Annotated in this window: 17 protein-coding genes; 6 read left to right on the forward strand and 11 right to left on the reverse strand. The window is 68.8% G+C overall.

Features of this window, described 5'->3' with window-relative positions:
- Nucleotides 1-46 precede the first annotated feature (46 nt).
- Both proC and AB0I34_RS26300 read right to left on the reverse strand, forming a co-directional pair.
- Entirely contained in the window at nucleotides 47-850 is an 804-nt protein-coding gene (gene proC / locus AB0I34_RS26295) for a pyrroline-5-carboxylate reductase (protein WP_360449721.1), read from the reverse strand.
- Between the two features lie 54 nt (nucleotides 851-904).
- Nucleotides 905-1,834 carry a proline dehydrogenase family protein gene (locus tag AB0I34_RS26300; RefSeq protein WP_360449724.1) on the reverse strand — a complete coding sequence of 310 codons (930 nt, stop codon included), beginning with the start codon at nucleotides 1,832-1,834 and terminating at the stop codon, nucleotides 905-907.
- A gap of 221 nt (nucleotides 1,835-2,055) precedes the next feature.
- Between AB0I34_RS26300 and AB0I34_RS26305 the strand changes: the two genes are divergently transcribed.
- The gene (locus AB0I34_RS26305) at nucleotides 2,056-3,090 is read left to right on the forward strand and encodes a DUF695 domain-containing protein (RefSeq protein WP_360449726.1); all 1,035 of its coding nucleotides are present in this window, start codon (nucleotides 2,056-2,058) and stop codon (nucleotides 3,088-3,090) included.
- 37 nt (nucleotides 3,091-3,127) lie between these two features.
- Here AB0I34_RS26305 and AB0I34_RS26310 read toward each other — a convergent pair whose 3' ends face one another.
- The 6 genes from AB0I34_RS26310 to AB0I34_RS26335 are packed head-to-tail and all read right to left on the reverse strand — an operon-like array spanning nucleotide 3,128 to nucleotide 7,645.
- Nucleotides 3,128-3,865 (reverse strand): ABC transporter permease, encoded by a 738-nt coding sequence (locus tag AB0I34_RS26310; protein ID WP_360449729.1) that lies wholly within the window; start codon nucleotides 3,863-3,865, stop codon nucleotides 3,128-3,130.
- Nucleotides 3,862-4,584: an ABC transporter ATP-binding protein gene (locus AB0I34_RS26315; protein WP_360449731.1), complete on the reverse strand. Its 723-nt coding sequence runs from the start codon at nucleotides 4,582-4,584 to the stop codon at nucleotides 3,862-3,864. The genes AB0I34_RS26310 and AB0I34_RS26315 overlap by 4 nt, the downstream gene beginning before the upstream one ends.
- A gap of 49 nt (nucleotides 4,585-4,633) precedes the next feature.
- Nucleotides 4,634-5,221, reverse strand: a complete 588-nt coding sequence (locus AB0I34_RS26320; protein ID WP_360449734.1) for an HD domain-containing protein — start codon at nucleotides 5,219-5,221, stop codon at nucleotides 4,634-4,636.
- Nucleotides 5,221-5,859 carry a TetR family transcriptional regulator gene (locus AB0I34_RS26325; RefSeq protein WP_360449736.1) on the reverse strand — a complete coding sequence of 213 codons (639 nt, stop codon included), beginning with the start codon at nucleotides 5,857-5,859 and terminating at the stop codon, nucleotides 5,221-5,223. Before AB0I34_RS26325 ends, AB0I34_RS26320 begins: the two co-directional genes overlap by 1 nt.
- A complete protein-coding gene (locus AB0I34_RS26330) occupies nucleotides 5,856-6,707 on the reverse strand; it encodes a sugar phosphate isomerase/epimerase family protein (RefSeq protein ID WP_360449739.1) in 852 nt (283 codons plus the stop codon). The genes AB0I34_RS26325 and AB0I34_RS26330 overlap by 4 nt, the downstream gene beginning before the upstream one ends.
- A 5-nt stretch (nucleotides 6,708-6,712) precedes the next feature.
- Nucleotides 6,713-7,645, reverse strand: coding sequence for a Ppx/GppA phosphatase family protein (locus AB0I34_RS26335; protein WP_360449742.1), 933 nt, complete (start codon nucleotides 7,643-7,645; stop codon nucleotides 6,713-6,715).
- 84 nt (nucleotides 7,646-7,729) lie between these two features.
- Between AB0I34_RS26335 and AB0I34_RS26340 the strand changes: the two genes are divergently transcribed.
- A complete protein-coding gene (locus tag AB0I34_RS26340) occupies nucleotides 7,730-8,470 on the forward strand; it encodes a hypothetical protein (protein ID WP_360449745.1) in 741 nt (246 codons plus the stop codon).
- Here AB0I34_RS26340 and AB0I34_RS26345 read toward each other — a convergent pair.
- A complete protein-coding gene (locus AB0I34_RS26345; protein WP_360449747.1) occupies nucleotides 8,463-9,413 on the reverse strand; it encodes an NAD(P)-dependent oxidoreductase in 951 nt (316 codons plus the stop codon). The genes AB0I34_RS26340 and AB0I34_RS26345 overlap by 8 nt on opposite strands.
- 75 nt (nucleotides 9,414-9,488) lie before the next feature.
- Here AB0I34_RS26345 and AB0I34_RS26350 point away from each other — a divergent pair, with 75 nt between their 5' ends.
- From AB0I34_RS26350 to AB0I34_RS26360, 3 genes are read left to right on the forward strand one after another with little or no spacing between them, the layout of a single operon-like run.
- Nucleotides 9,489-10,121, forward strand: a complete 633-nt coding sequence (locus tag AB0I34_RS26350; RefSeq protein WP_360449749.1) for a VOC family protein — start codon at nucleotides 9,489-9,491, stop codon at nucleotides 10,119-10,121.
- 58 nt (nucleotides 10,122-10,179) lie between these two features.
- Nucleotides 10,180-10,527, forward strand: a complete 348-nt coding sequence (locus AB0I34_RS26355) for a metalloregulator ArsR/SmtB family transcription factor (RefSeq protein ID WP_360449751.1) — start codon at nucleotides 10,180-10,182, stop codon at nucleotides 10,525-10,527.
- Nucleotides 10,524-11,003, forward strand: a complete 480-nt coding sequence (locus tag AB0I34_RS26360) for an SRPBCC domain-containing protein (RefSeq protein WP_360449753.1) — start codon at nucleotides 10,524-10,526, stop codon at nucleotides 11,001-11,003. The genes AB0I34_RS26355 and AB0I34_RS26360 overlap by 4 nt, the downstream gene beginning before the upstream one ends.
- On the opposite strand, the gene AB0I34_RS26365 is transcribed toward AB0I34_RS26360, so the two are convergent.
- A complete protein-coding gene (locus AB0I34_RS26365) occupies nucleotides 11,000-12,406 on the reverse strand; it encodes a wax ester/triacylglycerol synthase family O-acyltransferase (protein WP_360449756.1) in 1,407 nt (468 codons plus the stop codon). The genes AB0I34_RS26360 and AB0I34_RS26365 overlap by 4 nt on opposite strands.
- 135 nt (nucleotides 12,407-12,541) lie before the next feature.
- Entirely contained in the window at nucleotides 12,542-13,966 is a 1,425-nt protein-coding gene (locus tag AB0I34_RS26370; protein WP_360449758.1) for a beta-N-acetylhexosaminidase, read from the reverse strand.
- 98 nt (nucleotides 13,967-14,064) lie between these two features.
- On the opposite strand from AB0I34_RS26370, the gene AB0I34_RS26375 reads away from it, so the two are divergent.
- Nucleotides 14,065-15,294, forward strand: a complete 1,230-nt coding sequence (locus AB0I34_RS26375; protein WP_360449760.1) for an MFS transporter — start codon at nucleotides 14,065-14,067, stop codon at nucleotides 15,292-15,294.
- The last annotated feature ends 3 nt before the right edge of the window (nucleotides 15,295-15,297 follow it).

Here is a 15,297-nt window from a genome sequence, read left to right on the forward strand (position 1 = left end):
GCAGGAAACTGCGGCGCCAACAATAACGCCACCGGTAGCAGAGGTGTTACTCGGCGGCCAACGCGCGCGAACGGTTGCGCGCGGCCTCGATCGCGGACAGGAACGCGGCGCGGACCTTGTGGTCCTCCAGTTCGCGGACCGCGGCGGCCGTCGTACCACCCGGAGACGTCACCCGCTCGCGCAGTACGGTCGGGTGCTCGCCGGTCTCCCGCAGCAGCTTCGCCGAGCCCACAACGGTCTGTACGACGAGCTCCGTAGCGGTCCCCCGCGGCAGCCCCATGTGCACGCCGGCCTCGATCATCGCCTCGACGACAAAGAAGAGGTACGCCGGTCCGGACCCGGAGATCGCGGTCACCGCATCCTGCTGCTTCTCCGGCACCCGGATCACCCGTCCCGTCGCGGCCAACAGGCCCTCCGCCAACTCCAGATGGCTCTCGTCGCAGTGCGCACCACGAGAGATCGCCGCCATGCCCTCGTCGACCAGCGCCGGCGTGTTCGGCATGACGCGTACGACGGCCACGCCATCAGGCAGCCGGGACTCGATGAACCCGGTGGTGATCCCGGCGGCCAGCGACACCACGGTCTGCGACGCCCGGACAGCCGGGGCGATCTCGGCGAGCAGATCCGCCATGTCCTGCGGCTTCACCACGAGCACCAGGGTGTCAGCCTTGGCCGCCGCGTCCACGTTGGTCACGACGTCGACGCCGTACCGCTCGCGCAGCTCGGCGGCACGCTCCTCCCGGCGCTCGGTGATCAGGAGCTCCTGCGGTCGCCGCCCGGCCCGAATCAGCCCGGACAGCAACGTCTCCCCCATCACACCGGCCCCGAGAATGGCCACCTGACTAGTCATGGCCAACACACTACTGATCCGGGCCGCCCGGGGACCCGAGCGCCCACCAGCCGGTTACTTCTTGCTGATCAGGGAGCGGGCGAAGAACTGGAGGTTGGCGGGACGCTCGGCCAGGCGGCGGACCAGGTAGCCGTACCAGTCCTCGCCGTACGGGATGTAGATGCGCATCGTGTGGCCGAGGCCGGACAGACGGAGCTGCTCCTCGGGGCGGATGCCGAACAGCATCTGGTACTCGTAGCTGCCCGGCTGCCGGTTGGCGCGGTCGGCGAGCGAGCCGGCGATCGCGATCAGCCGCGGGTCGTGCGACGCGATCATCGGGTACCCGGCGCCGTTCATCAGGATCTTCATCGCCCGGACGTACGCCTTGTCCACGCCGCGCTTGTCCTGGTACGCCACCGACTCGGGCTCCTTGTAGGCGCCCTTGCACAACCGGACCCGGGAGCCGGCGTGGGCGAGGTCGCGGCAGTCACCCTCGGTCCGGCGCAGGTACGCCTGCAACACCGCACCCGTCTCCGGGAAGTCCTGGCGAAGTTCGCGCAGGATGCCCAGCGTGGAGTCGGTGGTGGTGTGGTCCTCCATGTCGAGGGTGACCGTCGTACCGGCGTTGCGGGCCGCGAGGCAGATCGTCCGCGCGTTCTCGAGCGCGATCTTCTCGCCGTCGCCCGGCAGCGCCTGGCCGACCGCGGACAGCTTGACCGAGACCTCGGCGTTCTTGGTCAGGCCGGCTTCGGCCAGCTTGCGGAGCAGTTCGAGGTACGCGTCCGCGGTCGCGGTCGCCGCGGCCAGGTCGGTGACGTCCTCGCCGAGGTGGTCGAGCGTGACGTTCAGGCCGTTGCTGACCAGCTTCTCGGTGGCCAGCACGGCCTCCAGCGCGGTCTCACCGGCGACGAAGCGCGCGACGATGCCACTGGACACCGGGAGCGCCGAAACCGCCTTCTTGATCTGGGGGCTGCGGGACATGCCCAGCAGGACTCGCCGAAGCACTACGTGTTCCTCCTCATCGACCCACCCGGCCCCATCTGCCAGTGGTGTCAGCAGGCTACGCGGCTGAACCTGAGGCTCGCGAATCGTGTGGCAGGGACCACACCACCAGGGTCACTGGTTCGGTCACCGGTCACTGCTGACGCCGGGTCGGTGACAGTACGTCGCCATCAATCCCGGCAACCACCGGCCGGACGCACCCATGACCGGGAGAGGATGCGTCCATGCCCATCTTCAAGCGTCGCAAGCGGACTGCCGTGGAGGCCGACCCGATCGGCGCGTTCTGGTCCTGGTGGAGCGAATCCGGTGCCGCGCTGGTGGCCGATGCGATCGCACGCCAGGTGCCGGCGGACCTGAGCGACGTACTGACCGATCTGATCGCGCGGATCGATCCGGATCTGGAGTGGGAGCTCGGTCCTGGGTTGCACGCCGAGCACGTACTGATCGTCACGGCGGCCGGGAACCCGAGCCGCCGTGCTGTCGCGCGACGCTGGCTGCGGGCCGCGCCGCCGTCGGACCGGACCTGGGAGTACGCCGACCTGCGGCGGCCGGGGCCCGCGTTCACGATCAGGTTCGACGGGCTGCCGCCGATCCCGATCGACGAGGCCGTGGTTTCGATGGAGCCGGATTCGTCGGCGATCCATGTCGGCGTCCATCATCCGGCGTTTCCCGAACTGCCGGTGGATGTGCAGCGGCGGGTGACGCTCCTGATGCTCGATCTCGTGCTGGGTGAGGAGATGGTGGAGACCTGGGTCGGGGCGATCGACACGTTGGTCGAGGCGCCGGCCGATGCTGTGCCGATCGAGACGCTGCTGCCCGCGGTTGCCGCGTTCGCGGCTGATCACACCCTGGAGGACGGGAGTCCGGCCTGGAAGATGCTCGAGGGGACGCGCGACGGGCATCGGTTGATCGCTACGGCGGAGTACCCGTTGCGGTCCATCCGGCGGCCGCACCTCGACACTCACGTCGCGGTCTCGATCCGCTACCCCGTGGTGCGCGACGACGGGCTACCGGAGTCGGAGATGCTGGATGAACTGCGCCGCTTCGAGGACCACCTGACGGACCGCCTCGGTGGCTCCGGCAATCTGATCGCCCACGAGACCTCAGCCGGGACCCGGACCCTCCACTACTACGCCGACGGCACCACTCCCGCCGGCGCTCAACTCCAGGCCGCCACCACCGGCTGGCCCCACGGCCAGGTCTCCGTCGAGGTCACCGAGGACCCGGCCTGGCACAACGTCTCCCACCTCGCCGGATGACCGGAGGCTGAGGAACGACGACCACTGGGTGTACCCCTCAGGCGGTACGGCGTTTCAGGGTTGCGGCGCCCAGGGCCAGGGCGGCCAGGATGAAGGCGGTGACCACCAGGGCGTCGGTGCCTGCGCCGGCGCCGAAGCCGTTGCCTTGGGCAACTCCGGTGACGGCGTCGACGGCGTACGACAGGGGCAGTACGTCGCTGACGGCGTGCAGCACGCTGGGCAGCTGGTCGCGTGGGAGGAGGAGTCCGCAGAGCAGGATCTGCGGGATCATCACGGCCGGCATCATCTGGACCGCCTGGAACTCGGTCGCCGCGAACGCGCTCGCGAACAGGCCGAGCGCCGTACCGAGAACGCCGTCGAGAACCGCGACCACGCCGAGCTGCCAGGCGGCACCCTCGATGTTCAGATCGAGGGCGTAGAGCGCGATCGACACGACCACGAGGGCCTGGACAACCGCGATCAGGGCGAACGCCAACGCGTAGCCCAGCAGGAAGTCCACCTTCGCCATCGGCATCGTGAACAGCCGCGCCAACGTACCGCTGGAGCGCTCCCGCAGTGTCGCCACCGAGGTCACGATGAACATGATGATCGCGGGGAACACCGCCAGCAGCGGCCCGCCGACGCGGTCGAAGGTGGTCGGTGAGTCGATGAACATCCACCACATCAGGCTGACCAGCAGCGCCGGCAGCACGATCAGCATCGCCACCGTGCGGTGGTCGCGGCGCAACTGGGCGAGCACCCGGGCGGCGACGGCGAAAGTGACCCGGAGCGTCATCGCGCACCTGCCTTCTGCTCGATCAGGGTGAGGAACGCCTGCTCGATGTCGCTGGTGCCGACCGATTCGAGCAGGGCTTGCGGGGTGTCGTCGGCGAGCAGCTCACCGTCGCGCATCAACAGAAGTCGATCGCAACGCGAAGCCTCGTCCATCACATGACTCGAGACGAGCAGGGTCGCGCCGGCGTCGGCGAGCCGGTGGAAGAGGTCCCAGAGATCCCGTCGGAGAACGGGATCCAGGCCGACGGTCGGTTCGTCGAGGACGAGGAGCTCGGGGTCGCCGAGGAGTGCGGCGGCAAGCGACGCCCGCGACCGTTGCCCACCGGACAACCGATCGACGCGTACGTCGGCATGCGACCGCAGATCGACCGCGTCGATGACCCGGCCCACGTCGTCGGCCGGGACCCCCAGCACCGCGGCGAAGAAGCGAAGGTTCTCGGTCACGCTCAGATCCCCGTAGACGCTGGGCTCCTGGGTGACATACCCGATCCGGCCGCGCAGCTTGGGCGCGCCGGCGGGCAGCCCGAGGACGGAGATGTCGCCGGTGACCTTGGCCTGGAGACCGACGATCGCGCGGATCAGCGTCGTCTTGCCGCAGCCGGAGGGACCGAGCAGCCCGGTCACCGTCCCGGTCCGGAGGTCGAACCCGACCCCGTGCAGGACCTCCCGGTCGCCGCGCACCACCACGACGTCCCGGCAACTCACCGCGTTTTTCATCATGTGATGAATTTAGCGCGGAACCACACGCTTGGCAACAACCAGGGCTCCCTCAGATCACCGCGTATCCGGTGGCAGCACTCAGCGACGCCAGCTCCGGATCGCCGTAGCGGTGCCTCAGGCCGGCGAACGCGATCGCCTTGTCCTCACCCCACCGGCGGACGGCGATCTCGTACGACGCGCCGCTCACGAACACCGGCGGAGTCCGCTTGCTGTGGAACTTGTCGGCGTACATGACCAGCTCCTCCTCCCGCGTCTCCGCCACATAGTCGGCCGCCGGGATCGGCAGGCCTTGCCGCAGTACGTCGTCCCGCGTGATGCCGACCCCGCTGTGACGGGAGCAGAACCGGCTGATCGTCTCCGCAAACCCGAGACCCGCCAGCAACTCGTGCCCGAGTACGCCGTGCCGCACATAGTCCGCTGTGTCGAGCACACCAGCCGTGTAGAGACGGTAGACGCCGATGTCGTGCAGAAGCGCTCCGGCGCGGACCAGATCGGCGTCGACGTCCAGCGACAGGAGGTACTGCGAGGCGAGCTGACAGACGATCCGGCAGTGTTCGTACACGGACTCGAAGGCGTCGCGGGTAGGCGCGTGATCGCGATGCAGGGTCTCGATCTCGCGGTCCGTCGGGATCTGCATCAACCGGTCAGGTGAAGTTGCAGGACAGGCCCGAGCCGGTCGATCAAGGTGGCCAGGTCGACGGACGCGACCGGCTCGAGCTCGATCAGGTAGCGCGCCATTGCGAGTCCGATGAGCTGCGTCGCGACCAGCGTGACGCGAAGCTGCGCGTCGGGTACGTCGAGCATCTTGGCGACCGGCTGAATGATCATCCGGGTGATGCCCTCGCGCATGATCCGGGCCACCTCGTCGCTGCTCACCACACTGCGAACGATCGCCTTCATCCGCTGCTGACCTTCGGCCGATTCCCAGACGCCGAGGAACGCGGTCGCGATCCGGCGGCCGAGTTCGTCGCGCGGACCGTCGATGATCCGCGCGGCGATCTGGCGCGGGTCGACCGGGATGGCCATCGCCTCGATGAACAGCTCGTCCTTGCTGTCGAAGTAGTGGTGCACCAGGGCCGCGTCCACCGCGGCCTCCCGGGCGATCGCGCGGATGGAGGTCGCCGTGAAGCCCTTGTCCGCAAAGGATTCCCGGGCCGCGCGGAGGATTTCGCCGCGGGTGTCCGGGCCGCCGGGACGGCGCCCCGCCCGCCCGGCGGTCGTCGTACGGGCCGCGCCGGAGTCCGCCGTACCGCCGGATCCGCCGCGGGCGTTCACGACGTGAGCTCCGAGATCTCGCCTTGGGGAGTGACCGCGAACGACGACCGGCGCGACGTCCGGACGAAGTGCTTGCGGGTGAAGTCGAGCGACTCGACCAGGTCGACCTCGCGCTCGGACCGGCTGGTCGCGCGGCGGGTGTTGATCTCGATGATGATGTGGCCGCGGAAGTCCTGGTTCGCCAGGCCGGCCAGCAGGTCCGCGGCCCGTTGGGTGCCGCGGCCGGGCACCAGGTGCTCGTCCTTGGCAGAGCCGGTCCCGTCGGTCAGGTGGATGTGGGTCAGGCTCCGGCCCATCGTCGCGGCCAGCTCGACGCAGTCCTGCTCGGCGGTCGACGAGTGCGACAGGTCCAGAGTGGTGTGCGCGTAGTCCTGCTCGGTCGGGTCCCAGCTCGGCGCGTACGCCTGCAGGCCCTTGCCGGGCGCGCGCCACGGGTACATGTTCTCGACCGCGAAGACGACGCCGGTCTCGGCTTCGAGCCGGGCGATCCCCTCGACGAACCCGCGCGCGTAGTCCCGCTGCCAGCGGAACGGCGGATGGACGACGACCACGTCGGCGCCCAGATCCTTCGCTGCCTCGGCGCTGCGCTCGAGCTTGCCCCACGGATCGGTCCCCCAGACCCGCTGGGTGATCAGCAGGCAGGGTGCGTGGATCGCGAGCACCGGCAACTGGTGGTAGTCGACCAGCCGCGAGATCGCGTCGATCTGGGTGCTCAGTGGGTCGATGCCGACCATCACCTCGACGCCGTCGTACCCGAGCCGGGCGGCCAGCTCGAAGCCGCTGGCGGTCGACTCGGGGTAGACGGAGGCCGTGGACAGGCCGATCTTGGCGGTCGTGCTGGGGTTCATCTGGTTCACCGCGGTTGCAACTGGTCGAGCCGGGACAGGATGACACCTTCCCGCAGCGCCCACGGGCACACCTCGAGGGAGGGCAGGTTGAACAGATCCATCACGGCGTCGGCGACGAGCGCCCCGGCGACCAGCTGCGACGAGCGGCCGATCGAGACCCCCGGCAGGTCGGCCCGCTCGGCCGCGGCCATCTTGGTCAGCTTCGGCGTCCACTCGGCCAGATCGTCGCGGCTGAGCGCGCGCGACACGTACGGCCCGTCGTCGGACGGCGCCGCACCGCAGATCCGTGCCAGCGACCGGAACGTCTTGCTGGTCGCTACCGACCGCTGCGGCTTGCCTGCCCGCAGTACCGGCCCGGCCACAGCGGCCATCTCCATCCGGATCCGCTTGCGCAGTGCCCTGACCTCGTCCTTGCCCGGCGGGTCCTGGGACAGACCCTCCCGGGTCAGCCGACCGGCCCCGAGCGGCACGGAAACCGCCACGGTCGGCTCCTCGTCCGACCCGGCAGCGATCTCCAGCGAACCGCCGCCGATGTCGAACACCGCGAGGCGGCCGGACGACCAGCCGAACCAACGACGTACCGCCAGGAACGTCAGCCGGGCCTCGTCCTCGCCGCTGAGCACCTGCAGGTCGACCTCGGTCTCGGCGCGGACCCGGTCCAGCACCTTGTCGCCGTTGGGTGCCTCCCGCAGCGCGGACGTGGCGAACGCGAGCACCGACTCGCAGCCCTTGTCCTCGGCCAGTTCGGAGGCTTCCTTCACGAACGACACCAATCCGTCGGACCCGGACTGGGCGATCTTCCCGTCCTTGTCCAGGTGCTCGGCCAGCCGCAGCTCGGTCTTGTGCGAGTACGCCGGGTACGGTGCGGCACCACGATGCGCGTCCACCACCAGGAGGTGGACGGTGTTGGATCCCACGTCGAGTACGCCGAGCCGCATACCAACACGCTACTGGACTGCGGGAGTACCGCGCGTCGGAGTCTGCATTCACTGTCTGTGCGCCGGGGCGCGTACGCTTTCCAGGTGCCTGAGGTTTCTCTCGATTTCCCCCGTGCCTGGGTCGAGTTCATCGACCCCGACGACCCCGACCAGGTGTTCCGTTGCGACCTGACCTGGCTGACCTCCAACTGGACCTGCATCTTCGGCGGTGGCTGCCGCGGTATCTACAAGGGCCGGCCGAACGACGGCTGCTGCACCCTCGGCGCACACTTCTCCGACGATGACGACGAGAAGCGGGTCAAGCAGTACGCCAAGGAGCTGACCAAGGACGACTGGCAGTTCCGCAAGGAGGGCCGCAAGAACGGCTGGGTCGAGACCGACGACGACGGCGACCGCAAGACCCGCGTCTGGGAGGGTGCCTGCATCTTCCTGAACCGGCCGGGCTTCGCCGGTGGCGGCGGTTGTGCGCTGCACGGCCTGGCGCTGAAGAAGGGCGTGCACTTCGTCGAGACCAAGCCGGACGTCTGCTGGCAGTTGCCGATCCGCCGGACCTTCCGCGAGGTGGAGCGCCCGGACGGTACGACGTACACCGAGGTCGGCATCGGCGAGTACGACCGGCGTGGCTGGGGACCCGGTGGACACGACCTGGACTGGTACTGCACCGGCAACACCGAGGCGCACATCGCCGTCGAGGCGGTCTTCGAGTCCAGCCGGGTCGAGCTCCAGACTTTGATGGGCCACAAGGCCTACGACGTACTCGCGGAGCTGTGCCGGCAGCATCTGGAAGCAGCCCGGCCGTTGCTGCCCCACCCGGCGTCTAAGTGATCTTGCCGTTGTCGACGAGCCACTCGATGCCTGACAGGGCAGCCTCGATCGCCGAGTAGCGCGGGCGGAAGCCGAGCAGTCTGGCGGCCTTCGCCATCGAGCAGTTCGGGCTGTGCGCAACGTGGTCCCACATGGCTCCCGCGTCCCGCTCCGACAGTTGTTCGCGCAGTTGGCCGATCGGCAGGAAGCCGAGCCGGGGCTCCTGGCCGAACCAGTCGGCGACCGCGTGGGCGTAGCCGCGCAGCGTCACCGCATCGCTCGCGACCACGTGGAAGCTCTCGCCGATCGCGGTCGAGCGGCTGGCGATCGCGGCCAGGAAGATGCCGGCCACGTCGTCGGCGTGCACCGGGTTGATCGTCTCCAGGCCGAGATTCGGCAGCAGCAGGTCGTGGCCGTGGGCGAGCTTCTCGTACACTTCGAGGTTGAAGGTGGCGGCCGGTGTGATCGGAGTCCAGCCGGGACCGCAGATGTGGCCGGGGTGGATGATCGTGGCCGGCAGGCCGGTGCGGCGGGACTGGTCGAGCAGGTAGCGCTCGATCGCCGCCTTCTGGATGCCGTAGTCACCGAACGGCCGGCGCGGCGTGTCCTCCGTGGTCGGCACGGTCATGCTCGGCCCGTGCACCCAGATCGTGCCGCAGTGCAGGAGGTGCTGGATCTTCCCGTGTACGGCCTCGACGAGCTGCTTCGCACTGTCTTCGGTGAAGCAGATCAGGTCGATCACGATGTCCGGCTCGAGCCCGGCCACGCGCTCACCGAAGGTGCCTGCGGCATCTTCCGCGGCGCGGTCGACCTGGACCAACTCGACCTGTTTCCAGCGGCCATCGTTCTGGTACGGCGACCGCTCGCCACGACTGAGCACGGTCACCTGATGCCCGAGCCGCACGAGCTCCGGGACCAGGTAAGTACCGATGTGGCCAGTTCCTCCGATGACGACCGTACGCATGGTGCAGAGCTTAGAACGTGGCCCCGACACACCCCGGCGACCACGAGTGTCGGTGGGGGGGACACAATGACTGGCATGCGTCTGGATCATCTGTCGTACGCGTGCGGCCCTGACGGCTGCAAGGCCACGCTCGAGCGGTTGTCCGCGCAACTGGGGGCGGAGTTCGTGGACGGCGGTGTGCACCCGCGCTTCGGCACGGTGAACCACATCCTGCCGTTGGAGAACGATCGGTACATCGAGGTCGTCGACGTGCTCGACCACCCGGCCTCGGACAAGGCGCCGTTCGGCCAGGCGGTCCGTGCCCGCAAGGAGCTGGGCGGCGGCTGGCTCGGCTGGGTGGTGGCGGTCCGCGACATGGCCCGGATGGAGCAGCGCCTCGGCCGCGAGGCCGCGCCCGGCAACCGGCACCGCCCCGACGGCGTGAACCTGACCTGGCGGCAGATCGGCGTGAAGGGCCTGATCGCCGACCCGCAGCTGCCGTTCTTCGTGCACTGGGACGACCTCACCGAGCACCCGTCGGTCGGCGGCAAGGACGTCAGACTCACCGCGCTGGAAATCGCCGGCGACCCCCACCGAGTCACCGACTGGATCGGCCACCCCGCCGACCACCTCCTCGACGACCTGGACGTCGCCTGGGTCGGCCCCAACGGCCAGCCCGGCCTGGTGGCCGCCGTCTTCCAGACCCCCAACGGCGTCGTCCGCATCTAGCACCAGATCCGCGGCGTGTGGTTGACCGGGGTTTGTCGCCGGGCTAACGTACAACCAAATGGTTGTAGATGATGGTGTCGTCGACGGGTTGCTGGCGGCGTTGGCGGATTCGACGCGGCGCGACATCGTCCGGCGGTGTCTGGTGGAAGAGGCGTCCGTGTCGCGGTTGGCCGAGGCGTATCCGATGAGTTTTGCGGCGGTGCAGAAGCACGTCGCGGTACTGGAGCGGGCCGGGCTGGTGACCAAGGAACGCAGGGGGCGCGAGCAACTGGTGCGCAGTGAAATGGACGCCGTACGGCGGGCCCGGGACGCACTCGACCAACTCGAGGCGATCTGGCGTGGCCGCGTGGACCGGATGACGGACCTGCTGACCGAGAGCACACCGGAGCGAAGGGACAACACATGAGTGTCACGAGCGTTGACAAGGACTTCGACGCACTGACCCTGACCCTGATCGCGGACTTCGCCGCGACTGTGGAGCAGGTGTGGGAGCTGTGGGCGGACCCGCGGAAACTCGAGCGGTGGTGGGGCCCACCGACGTACCCGGCGACCGTGATCGAGCACGACCTGACGCCGGGTGGCGAGGTGTTCTACTACATGACCAGCCCGGAAGGCGAGAAGTTCCACGGCCGCTGGCAGATCGTCGCCGTCGACCCGCCCGCGGCGATGGAGTTCGTCGACTCGTTCGCCGACTCCGAGGGCAACCCGGCCGCCGGGATGCCGGCGACCACCACGCACCTGCACCTCGGCGCGTACGACGGCGGCACCCGGATGGAACTGCGGGCTGCCTTCGGCACCCGCGAGCAGATGGACCAACTCATCCAGATGGGGATGGACACCGGATTGGAACAGGGCGTCAGCCAGATGGACGCCCTGCTCTAATGAATGTTCTCGAGGTCGGCGAGTGAGACCTCGAGCTGCGTCAGCAGCCGTTGCAGGTGCGGGACTGTCCGGCGGCAGCCGGTCAGACCGAAGTGCAACTGGTGGTCGTAGCTGGTGACGCTGATGTTCAACGCCTGGCCGTTGAGCACGATGCTGACCGGATACATGCCGAGCAGGCGCGACCGGTTCCAGTACAGCGGGCTCTCGGCCGGGCCGGGCACGTTCGAGATGACGACGTTGTACGGCGGCGTCGTACGGCCGGCCACGCCGGGGAGAACCGCTGCGGGACCGGCGACGCCGAACCCGAGAGCGCCGACCAGCAGTCGCTGCAACGGACTGAGCTCGGACAGCACGCCTTTGGCATACCTGGTGGAGGCCATGATGCGGCGGATCCGCTGCTCGGGGTCCGCCTCGTCGGTGGCGAGGTCGGCAATCAAGGTGCTCAGCGCGTTACCGCCGCCGGGTGCTTCCGCCTCGCCGCGCAGGGAGACCGGGACCATCGCCGTCAGCGCCTTGTCCGGAAGGGCGTTCAGCTCGAGCAGATAGTTGCGCAAGGCACCTGAACACATCGCCAGCATCACGTCGTTCAGCGTCGCCCCGGTGATCGCGCGGACCTTCTCCAACCGTTCGATCGGCCACGACTGCGCCGCGAACCGCCGCGCTCCGGTGATCGGCTGATTGAGGATCGTCCGCGGCGCCTGGAACGCGACCGAGGAATGCTCCGTCTGCACAGTCCGGAGCAAACTCTTCAACCCGACAGGCGTGAGACCGGCAAGATCAGCCAACACCCTGACGGTGTTGCCTGGCAGGCGGCCGGCCGCCGTCAACAACCCGGTTGACGGGATCGGCCCCGGTGCAGACGCCGGGAGGGCGAAGGTGGCCGGCATGTCTGTTGTGTCGGGCTTGGTGGTGAGGGTGTCCTGCATCCAGCGGAGGGCGGTGACTCCGTCCAGGAGCGAGTGGTGGATCTTGCTGTAGAGAGCGAACCGCCGGCCCTCGACGCCCTCGATGAGGTGCATCTCCCACAGCGGCCTATGCCGGTCCAGCAGCGTCCCGTGCAGGCGGCTGGTCAGCTCGAACAGTTCGCGGAACCGCCCTGGTCGCGCCAGTGCGGACAGCCGCACGTGGTACTCGAGGTCGATGTCGTTGTCCTGCTCCCACGACCAGTAGCCGAGGTCGAGCGCCCGGTTCCGCACCCGCCGGGCGAACAACGGATTCACCGCCGGCGCCGCGACCATGTCGTGGTACAGCTGCGACAGATAGTCCCGGGAACCTTCCGGGAACACGTGGTCCCGTCCGGCGCCCTCAGGCAGCTCGAACACCATCAACCCGCCGACGTGCATGGGCTGCTCACGGCTCTCACCGAGCAGGAACATCGCGTCCAGCGGTCCCACCGCGGTCATGGTCCCTCCCGCTCCCGACCTGGGATCCCCGACGCCTCATCGTCGCCATCGGGGCCTGGTCCGTCTACCCCTGCCCACAGCGCTTACGGAGATTTTGTTCTCCCGTCAGCAACTGAAGCAGAAGCACCTGCGACCTCAGTCGAGAGGACGGTAGTTGACGCCGATGGCCTCGATCCGCGTCAGGTGGGGGCGGAGGCGGGTGAGGAATTCGTCGTACGACGTCCGCGGGGAGCCCCAGGCGCGTTCGGCGAAAGCGGACAGCCGCGGCAGGAGCATGTAGCCGACCTGCTGCTCGTCCGGCATGTACTCGGTCCAGATCTGGCACTGGGTGCCGACGATCAGGGCCGCCTCCTCCTCGGTGAGCGAGGCCGGGACGACCTCGAAGTCGTAGACCTTCTCCAGCGGGATGAAGTTGCCGATCGCGAGCGGCTCGGTCTCCGGGTCGCCCTGGTAGTAGTCGAAGTACACCGACTCGCACGGCGCCATCACGGTCTGGTGGCCGGCCTTCACCGCGACCTCGCCGCGCTGCGCGCTCCGCCACGCCATGATGACCGCGTCCTTCGGGCAGTCGGTCTCGACCATCTCGTCCCAGCCGACCAGCCGGCGGCCCTCCTCGGCCAGCACCGACGCGACCTGCTCGGTGAACCAGCCCTGCAACTGCCCCGGCTCGGTCAGCCCGAGCTCGGCCTGCCGCTTCTGCGCCTCCTCCGAGACGCCCCACTGCACCGACGGGCACTCGTCGCCGCCGAGATGGATGTACGGGCTGGGGAAGATCTCCAGCACCTCGCGCAGCACGGTCTTGACGAACTCGACGGTCGCGTCGTTCACGTTCAGCACGTCTTCGCTGATGCCCCAGTACTGACGGACGGTCAGCTGGGTGTCCGGGTTGTTGCCGAGCTCCGGGTACGCCGCGATCGCGGCCTGCATGTGGCCCGGCAGGTCGATCTCCGGGACCACGGTGATGCCGCGCTCGGCGGCGTACGCGACGATCTCGCGCAGGTCGTCCTTGGTGTAGAAGCCGCCGTGCCGCTGCCCGTCGTACTCGAAGTCCTTCTGGCCGCGCGACATCTTGCCGACCATGGTCTCGTCGCGCCACGCGCCGATCTCGGTCAGCCGCGGGTAGGCCTCGATCTCGACCCGCCAGCCCTGGTCGTCGGTGAGGTGGAAGTGCAGCGTGTTCAGCCGGTGCAGGGCGAGCACGTCGATCACCTTGAGCACGAACTCTTTCGGCATGAAGTGCCGGGCGACGTCCAGCATCATGCCCCGCCAGGCGAACCGTGGCGCGTCGGCGATGCGCACCGCCGGCACCGCGACCTTGCCGTCCTCGGCCGGCTCGGCGGCGTCCAGCAGTTGCGCGTACGTTGACTCCGCGTGCCGGAGTGCGTCCTCCGAGCCGGCCGACAGGCGGGCGCCGTCCGCGGTCACATCGATCCGGTACTCGGTCTCGCCGAGGTTCTCGACCACGTCCCGGATGGCTTCGCCGGCGGGATCCCCGCTCACCCACTGGCCTTCGTCGACGGTGAGTTCACGCGGGGCAGGGACGATCGCGATGTCGGGCATCCGGAACTCCAAGGCAGGGGGTGGAATTACGTCAGGACGATTCTATAAGCGAGCATATCGAGCTGCCTTACCGGTCAGCTTGATGAGAAGGTGAGCCCGTGACCGCCGACACCACACCCGCCGACCTGCAACGAACGACGCTGCGGGTGCTGGTGGTGAGCAACGTCGTGGGTGGCGTGGCGGTCGCGAGTGGGTTCGCGGTCGCGGGCTTGCTGGCCGAGAGCATCTCGGGGTCCACGTCGATGGCCGGACTGGCCGCGACGTCGACCACTCTGGGCGCCGCGATGCTCGCCGTACCGCTGGCCGGGCTGGCCAGGTCGCGCGGCCGGAGGGTGTCGTTGACGGTCGGCTACCTGATCGCTACAACCGGAGCACTGCTGAGCATCGTCGCTGCCCAGATCGACTCGCTCGCACTGCTCCTGCTGGCCGGTTGCCTGTTCGGCAGTGGGTCCGCGTCCAACCTGCAGTCCCGGTACGCCGCCACCGACGCGGCGGACCCGGCACACGTCGCCCGCTCACTGTCTATGGTCGTCTGGGCCACGACGATCGGCGTGGTCGTCGGGCCCAACCTCACCGGTGTCGGCGGAGCTGTGGGTACGTCGCTCGGAGTCATGGCACTCGCCGGCCCGTACATCTTTTCGGTCATCGCCTTCGCGATCAGTCTGGCCACGGTGTGGTTCGGGCTGCGGCGGCTGCACCAGAGCACCCCCAGAGCCAAGGTCGAACGGCAGCCACTCGCCGCCACGTTCCGGACCGTGATGTCGATCCCCCATGCCCGGCTGGGGTTGCTCTCCATCGCGGTCGCCCATGCGGTCATGGTCGGAGTCATGTCGATGACGTCGGTGCACCTGCGCCACCACGGCGCTTCACTCACCATCGTCGGCTTCGTCATCAGCGGTCATGTGGCCGGCATGTACGCCCTCTCCCCCGTGATGGGCTGGATGGCGGACCGCCTCGGCCGCATCCCGACCATCGGCATCGGCCTGGCTTTGCTTGCCTCAGCCATGACGGTGGCGGCGCTGGCTCCGGACGGCGCACACGGCCTGACCGCGGCCGCACTGGCCTTGCTGGGGCTCGGTTGGTCGGCCTGTCTGGTCGCAGGCTCCACATTGCTCACCCGCTCGGTGCCGGAGGACATCCGCACGTCGGCTCAGGGCCTGTCCGACCTGACCATGGGTGCGTTCGCCTCGATCGCCGGTACGGCCGCCGGCCCGATCCTCGCCGTACTCGGCTTCCACTGGCTCGCCATCCTCTGCGGGATGCTCCTGATCCCGGTAGCACTCCTGGCCGCCACGACCAGACCCGTGCCGGCAGCAACTAGTGTCTAGCGG

Origin of the sequence: Kribbella sp. NPDC050281 (assembly GCF_040655855.1) — a bacterium.
Classification (GTDB): Bacteria; Actinomycetota; Actinomycetes; order Propionibacteriales; family Kribbellaceae; genus Kribbella.